This window comes from Rhizobium sp. RSm-3, assembly GCF_001854685.1.
GTDB classification, from domain to species: domain Bacteria; phylum Pseudomonadota; class Alphaproteobacteria; order Rhizobiales; family Rhizobiaceae; genus Rhizobium; species Rhizobium ecuadorense.
Genome location: NZ_MAWZ01000041.1, coordinates 1 through 5,684, shown reverse-complemented (window position 1 = coordinate 5,684; position 5,684 = coordinate 1). Strand labels below are relative to the sequence as shown.

At 57.2% G+C, this 5,684-nt stretch carries 4 protein-coding genes and 1 pseudogene; 4 read left to right on the top strand and 1 reads right to left on the bottom strand.

The annotated features are described in order from the left end of the window. Positions 1 to 351: 351 nt before the first annotated feature. Entirely contained in the window at positions 352 to 792 is a 441-nt protein-coding gene (locus tag BBJ66_RS35495; RefSeq protein ID WP_244511745.1) for a transposase, read from the bottom strand. 792 nt (positions 793 to 1,584) lie between these two features. Here BBJ66_RS35495 and BBJ66_RS35695 point away from each other — a divergent pair. The 4 genes and pseudogenes from BBJ66_RS35695 to BBJ66_RS25195 all read left to right on the top strand — a co-directional run. Next, on the top strand, positions 1,585 to 1,710 hold the full coding sequence (locus BBJ66_RS35695) for a hypothetical protein (RefSeq protein WP_004676277.1): 126 nt from the start codon (positions 1,585 to 1,587) through the stop codon (positions 1,708 to 1,710). A gap of 114 nt (positions 1,711 to 1,824) precedes the next feature. After that, positions 1,825 to 2,910: an HlyD family secretion protein gene (locus BBJ66_RS25205; protein WP_008533948.1), complete on the top strand. Its 1,086-nt coding sequence runs from the start codon at positions 1,825 to 1,827 to the stop codon at positions 2,908 to 2,910. A gap of 27 nt (positions 2,911 to 2,937) precedes the next feature. Further along, complete coding sequence (locus tag BBJ66_RS25200) at positions 2,938 to 5,085, top strand: peptidase domain-containing ABC transporter (protein ID WP_004676279.1); 2,148 nt, start codon at positions 2,938 to 2,940, stop codon at positions 5,083 to 5,085. A gap of 108 nt (positions 5,086 to 5,193) precedes the next feature. After that, positions 5,194 to 5,676, top strand: a pseudogene (locus tag BBJ66_RS25195) (IS3-like element ISRel21 family transposase); the annotation flags it as partial. Positions 5,677 to 5,684: the final 8 nt, after the last annotated feature.

The following is a 5,684-nucleotide window of genomic DNA, read 5'->3' as shown; positions in this document are numbered from 1 at the left end:
TGAACGCCTTCTGAGCGTCCGAAAACTGCGACGCTTTCATCGTCTTCTGGTCCCTTTCCCAGCCAGGAAAATGCACCGGAAAACTCTAACCAAAACTGGTCCAGTTTGAAGGGTTCAGATCAAAGTGCACAAGATGGTGGCGAATGGGAACGTAGGGTCGTCGCCTCGATCGCCAAGAAATTGAAAAGGGGCCAGCGAGGAGCGCCTTTTGGCTCGCATCGCCGGGTCCGCGATCAAGGCCCTCGACGGAGCGGTGCCGAAATTGCCGAACAGGCGATACTTTCGGCTCTGGTCCGCAAATACAAGACTGGCGGTTCCTAAGCAGCGAGCCCAGGCGGTGCCACGTTCCTCCTACGGCATTTCATTATCCACGCATGTTGCCGAGGCTGCTGAGCCTGCTCGAATTCCGGAATAATGCAGCACATCGGGTCCGCCATCGCGGCGCTGGAATGGCTCAAGCGTCTGATCGACGAGGACGACAGACGGATCGACCCGTATCGATCCGAGACCTGGCTGTAGGCCTGAAGGCCTAGCATCCTGCCGTATTTCACGTTTACCAGGGCGTCGCCTTGCGCTGTGGCGGCAAATAATAGGCCGTCGCTCGAAGCCGGAGTGCCCATGGATCGGTAACCCCGCCTGCGCCTCGACCACCCTGGCTAGCGCCCGGTCGTAGGCTTCGCTCTCGACATGCCACTGTCGAACACGGATTAACACCCACAAGGTGTGGGCGTCTGTGGCATCGGCCATCATGCGCAGGCCAAAGCTAGTCTCTTCTGCGAGGATGACGTTCATCGCAGGGCGCTCCTGTACGCAGATGACTGAATGCTTCGCAGAAGCCAGTCGCAGCATCCACGTCTGGACGTCGCCTTCGCAATCGAGCCGCCCGGAATCGTAACAGCCCGAGCTGGCGCGGCCAAGCTCGCGTAACCGGATGTCGAGGTGAGCTTGAGATTTGCCAGCTATCCTCCTGTCGCAACGGCCCCGCGAGACGATCGCTGTCGGCCACAGCCTGGGCCGGAACAAGTGCAGGTCTGAGATCGCCATAGCGTCGGGACCCGCCCAAGCATTGCCCAATAGGTCTCGTGTTTCTTTTCGCATCCGGTGGATCTTTTACTTGACACATCCGGCCATAGCATCTGCCAATAGGGACAAGGCCCGCGGCACCAAGCGGCGCATCCGCGCCCACTATCGTGCGGAGGGCCACTAACAATTCACCAGGTTTCAGAGTGAATCAGCAGCAACAAAAATCGACGGCAAACTCGATGGGGGCTACGCGGATGGGGGCGCGCTTACTGAGCGCCGAGTCTCAACTGTACCGTCGCCACCGAACTTTGGAGCTGTCGATCCTGTTCAGGACGTTCATTCAGAACCCTACTCGGTTTGTCGTGCTTGCGACAGCGTGATGTGCGGTTTGGCACGTCTCGGCGCTCTAGGGCAGCCATTGAATAACATACAGAACAGTTTTCTGATGCTTTTCGCTCCTTCTGCATTGGCACGAATCTTGAACCTTTTTGTTGCGCGCCGCTAGGAGCTCCCAACGGGGGCCTTGGCATCTTCTCAATCCAGCTCTGAACGGAGACACCAATGATGAACAACATGGCAGCCTATCGTGTAACCGAATTAACCCCTCAAGAAGCAGCTGAAACCTCCGGAGGTTGGTATTTTTGGGTTTACTTGTTTTTGCGACGTTACGGACACTTGTTTGGTTGATAAGCGAGCTGGCTCTCGATGGCTCCTAGTGACTACAGACTAGCAGTTCCCCTTTCTGCTGAAACGGCCAGCTGCACCGCAGAAAGCATACTGGCGCGACGATCAGGACGATCCTTGAGCATTTATAGGGCGATCTTGCTCTTCGTCGCCGCGGCATTTGGCTCACTGCCACTCGTTACCATACCGGTCTCCATGCAGAGTGTCGGTACTATTCGCCCGATCGTGGAGAAGACGCCCCTGATAGCGCCCGTCTCCGGACGCATCTCCCGTGTCCTTGCCTTTGAGAACGATGTCGTTGCTAAGGGGAAGGAAATAATCGCCTTTGACGATCATGTAATCGAGGAAAAGCTCAGCGGGGTTTTAGCCGACATTCATGCCAAGAGCGATCTTGCCCATGACTTCCAAACGCTGATTTCTTCCGGCGCAAGGCTCAGCGTCTCGCCCCCCCTCCAAACCGAATCCGCGACGGCTGAAAGGGTGCATTTTCTCAACTTGCTGCGCGAGAACCAAAATGCGCGCAGTAACGCCGCGGCGGAACTCGACCGCGCAAAGCGACTTGTCTCGGCTGCTGCGGCGCCGGCGAAGACCGTTGACGAGAAGGCTTTCGCTCTCCAAAATATCGAGGTCCAAGGCGAGATCCTCGTGCGACGCAAAACCGCTGATTGGAACCAGAAGCTCCTTGATGCTAACCTGCGCTTAAAGGAACTCACGGCCACCTTGCATCAGCTCGAGCACGAACGGGACCTGCACCGCATCCGCGCCCCAGTATCGGGTGCTCTCGAGCAGTTCTCCGGCCTCGCGCACGGAAGCTACGTGCAGAGCGGGCAAACCGTTGGTTGGATCTCGCCGAACGACGATCTGGTGGCGGAAATCTACGTCTCCCCCAACGACATTGGCTTTGTGCAGCCTGGTCAGCCGGTGCGGCTCCAAGTGGATGCCTTTAACTACAACCAATGGGGTGTCATCAAAGCAAGGGTGGTCGAGGTGGCGCAGGACTTCACTCTGCATGACGGGAACCCGGTCTTCAAGGTCCAGTGCGCGCTCTCTCGCAGCGAACTCGCGCTGAAAAGCGGGGCCATCGGCCACCTGAAGAAAGGCATGACCGTGCGGGCTCGCTTTCTGTTGGCCAATCGCACTCTCCTGCAACTGCTCTACGACGAGGCAGACGATTGGCTCAACCCGATGCTGGCGGGGCGCTAATATTGTCCCAACAGCCAGCGAGCCTCCATGTCGAGTAAGGCCATTAAGTTCAAACAGCGTGACATCACGGATTGCGGCGCCGCCAGCCTCGCATCTGTCGCAGCCTTCTATGGCTACAAGTTGCCATTGGCGCGCATCCGCCAGTATGCGTCGACCGACCGCTCCGGTACGAGTGTGCTGGGGCTCACGGAAGCGGCGCAGAAGCTGGGCTTCATCGCGAAAGGCGTCAAAGGTGGCTTCGACAGCCTGTACAAGATCCCCAAGCCCGCTATCGCGCACGTCGTCAAGGAGGACCTGCACCATTTCGTAGTGGTCCATGCGATCGACGCCAAGTGGGTCATCGTCATGGACCCTGCCTTGGGCGAAATCTGCAAAGTGCCGCATCAGGAATTCATGGAGCAATGGACCGGCGTTCTGGTTTTGCTGGTTCCGGCAGACACATTCAATCGTCGAGACGAGACCACGTCGCCCCTCGCCCGATTCGCCCGCCTACTCGCGCCACACCGCACGGTGATGGCGCAGGCTCTCGTCGGCGCTCTTGTGACGACCGTCCTCAGTCTCTCGACGGCGATCTACGTTCAGAAGATCGTTGATCACGTGATCCCAGCGGGAAACCGCAACCTGCTCAACTTGATGAGCATCGCAATGCTGCTGATCCTAGCGATACAGATCCTGATCAACCTCCTAAGAGGCCGACTCGTCCTGCAGACGGGGCAGAAGATCGACGTATGCTTGATCCTCGGCTATTACAATCACATCCTGGCCCTGCCCCAGAAGTTCTTCGATAGCATGCGCATGGGAGAAATCGTGTCGCGCATGAACGACGCTGTGAAAATCAGGAGCTTCCTGAACGACGTTTCGATAAACATGTTTGTTGACATTTTAATGATACTGTTCTCGTTCGGAATGATGTTCATCTATTCCTGGAATATTGCTTTGATCGTGGCGCTCGCCATTCCAATGTACATCCTGGTATATTGGGCCATCAATCGGATGAATCGAAATCTCCAACGAGTCATCATGGAAAATGACGCCAAACTCGAGGCGCAACTGGTAGAATCACTCGGAGCTGTCTCCACCATTAAGACTTCCGGCGTCGAGAGCTTCGCAAACTTCAAAATGGAGACCCGCTTCGTAAAGATGCTGCATTCCGTCTACAGCTCCGGGCTGATCTCAATCTGCGGCGACAACGCCTCGACGTTGCTGTCGGTCCTGTTCACCATCGTGCTGATGTGGTTTGGAACCACGCTTGCGCTCGAACAGGCCGTCACGCCCGGCGAATTGCTGTCCTGCTATACGTTGCTTGGCTATATCACCCGGCCGGTCGCCCGCCTGATCCAGACCAACCGGATCGTTCAAGACGCGTTTATCGCGGCGGATAGACTTTTCGAGATCTTTGAACTGGAGTCGGCAAGCAGCAGCGGCATCGATGCTACGAAGACCGATCTCGGAGATATTCGCCTGGAGAACGTCACATTCCGCTATGGCGCGCAGGCGGAGGTTTTCAGCGATCTAAGCGTCTCCTTTCGCCAAGGAGAGTTGACGGCCGTCGTGGGTGAGAGCGGCTCGGGCAAAAGCACCCTTGCGGCTCTGCTGCAGAATGTCTACCAGCTTGAGGATGGATGCATTCGGATCGGCCAATATGCCCTCCAGGATTTCTCGAGCGCATCACTGCACAAGGTCATGGCTGCAGTACCGCAATCGATAGACGTCTTCTCCGGTTCCGTGATCGAGAACATCGCCCTGGGCGAGTTCGAACCGGAGTTCGATAAGATCGTACGCATCTGTGATCGAATAGGACTGCGGGAGTGCATCGAGCGCTGGCCCGGGCGGTTCCAGGCCCATCTGGGCGAGAACGGGGTTCGCCTCTCCGGAGGTGAGAAGCAGCGCCTCGCATTGGCTCGGGCCCTGTACCGGGATCCCGACGTTCTAATCCTTGACGAAGCGACCTCCTCTCTGGACTCGGCAGCCGAAGAATTTGTGCTGCGGGTTGTTGAGGATCTGTCTCGCGCTGGGAAGACCATCATAGTCATCACTCATCGGTTGAGCACCGTTCGTGGGGCGGACAATATTGTGGTCCTGGACAAGGGGCGGGTCATTGAGGAGGGAAAGCACGCTGACCTAGTGAGAACTGATGGCCCTTACGCTCGATTATGGCGGGCGCCAAGGTCGTGATCCGTGTAGGCCCTGTCGGCTCGAGGATTGAAAACGGTTGTGAACGTCACGGTTAAGCAGCATGGCAACATTGTCGGCTGTGAACTTGAAGCGGCGGTGATCGGAACGTGGGCGATGGACTTCGTTCACGACCAACTCGCAACGGGTAAGAAACTGCGCGTGCTGACGGTGGTCGACACCTTCTCGCGCTACGTGCCGGTGCTTGATCCACGTCATAGCTATAGAGGCGAAGACGTTGTGCAAACCCTTGAACGGGTGTGCCAAAAAGCCGGCTATCCGAAAACGATCCGTGTCGACCAAGGGACCGAGTTCGTGTCGCGCGACTTGGACCTGYGGGCCTATTCCAAGGGTGTGACGTTGGACTTCTCACGCCCCGGCAAGCCGACTGATAATGCTTTCATCGAAGCGTTCAATGGCCGCTTCCGTGCAGAATGCCTGAACCAGCATTGGTTCCTGACCCTTGCGGATGCCCGCGAAAAGATGGAGGATTGGCGTAGATACTACAATGAGGAAAGACCTCATGGTGCGATCGGCAACAAGGTGCCGATCTCGTTGGTGAATTCGGGAGGCGCAACCAGCCCGCCTCCCTGAATGAAGCC

Bases quoted from the DNA above. Each gene is read 5' to 3' on its own strand.
- BBJ66_RS35495 (WP_244511745.1), bottom strand. From the start codon at position 792: ATGAACGTCATCCTCGCAGAAGAGACTAGCTTTGGCCTGCGCATGATG.
- BBJ66_RS35695 (WP_004676277.1), top strand. From the start codon at position 1,585: ATGATGAACAACATGGCAGCCTATCGTGTAACCGAATTAACCCCTCAA.
- BBJ66_RS25200 (WP_004676279.1), top strand. From the start codon at position 2,938: ATGTCGAGTAAGGCCATTAAGTTCAAACAGCGTGACATCACGGATTGC.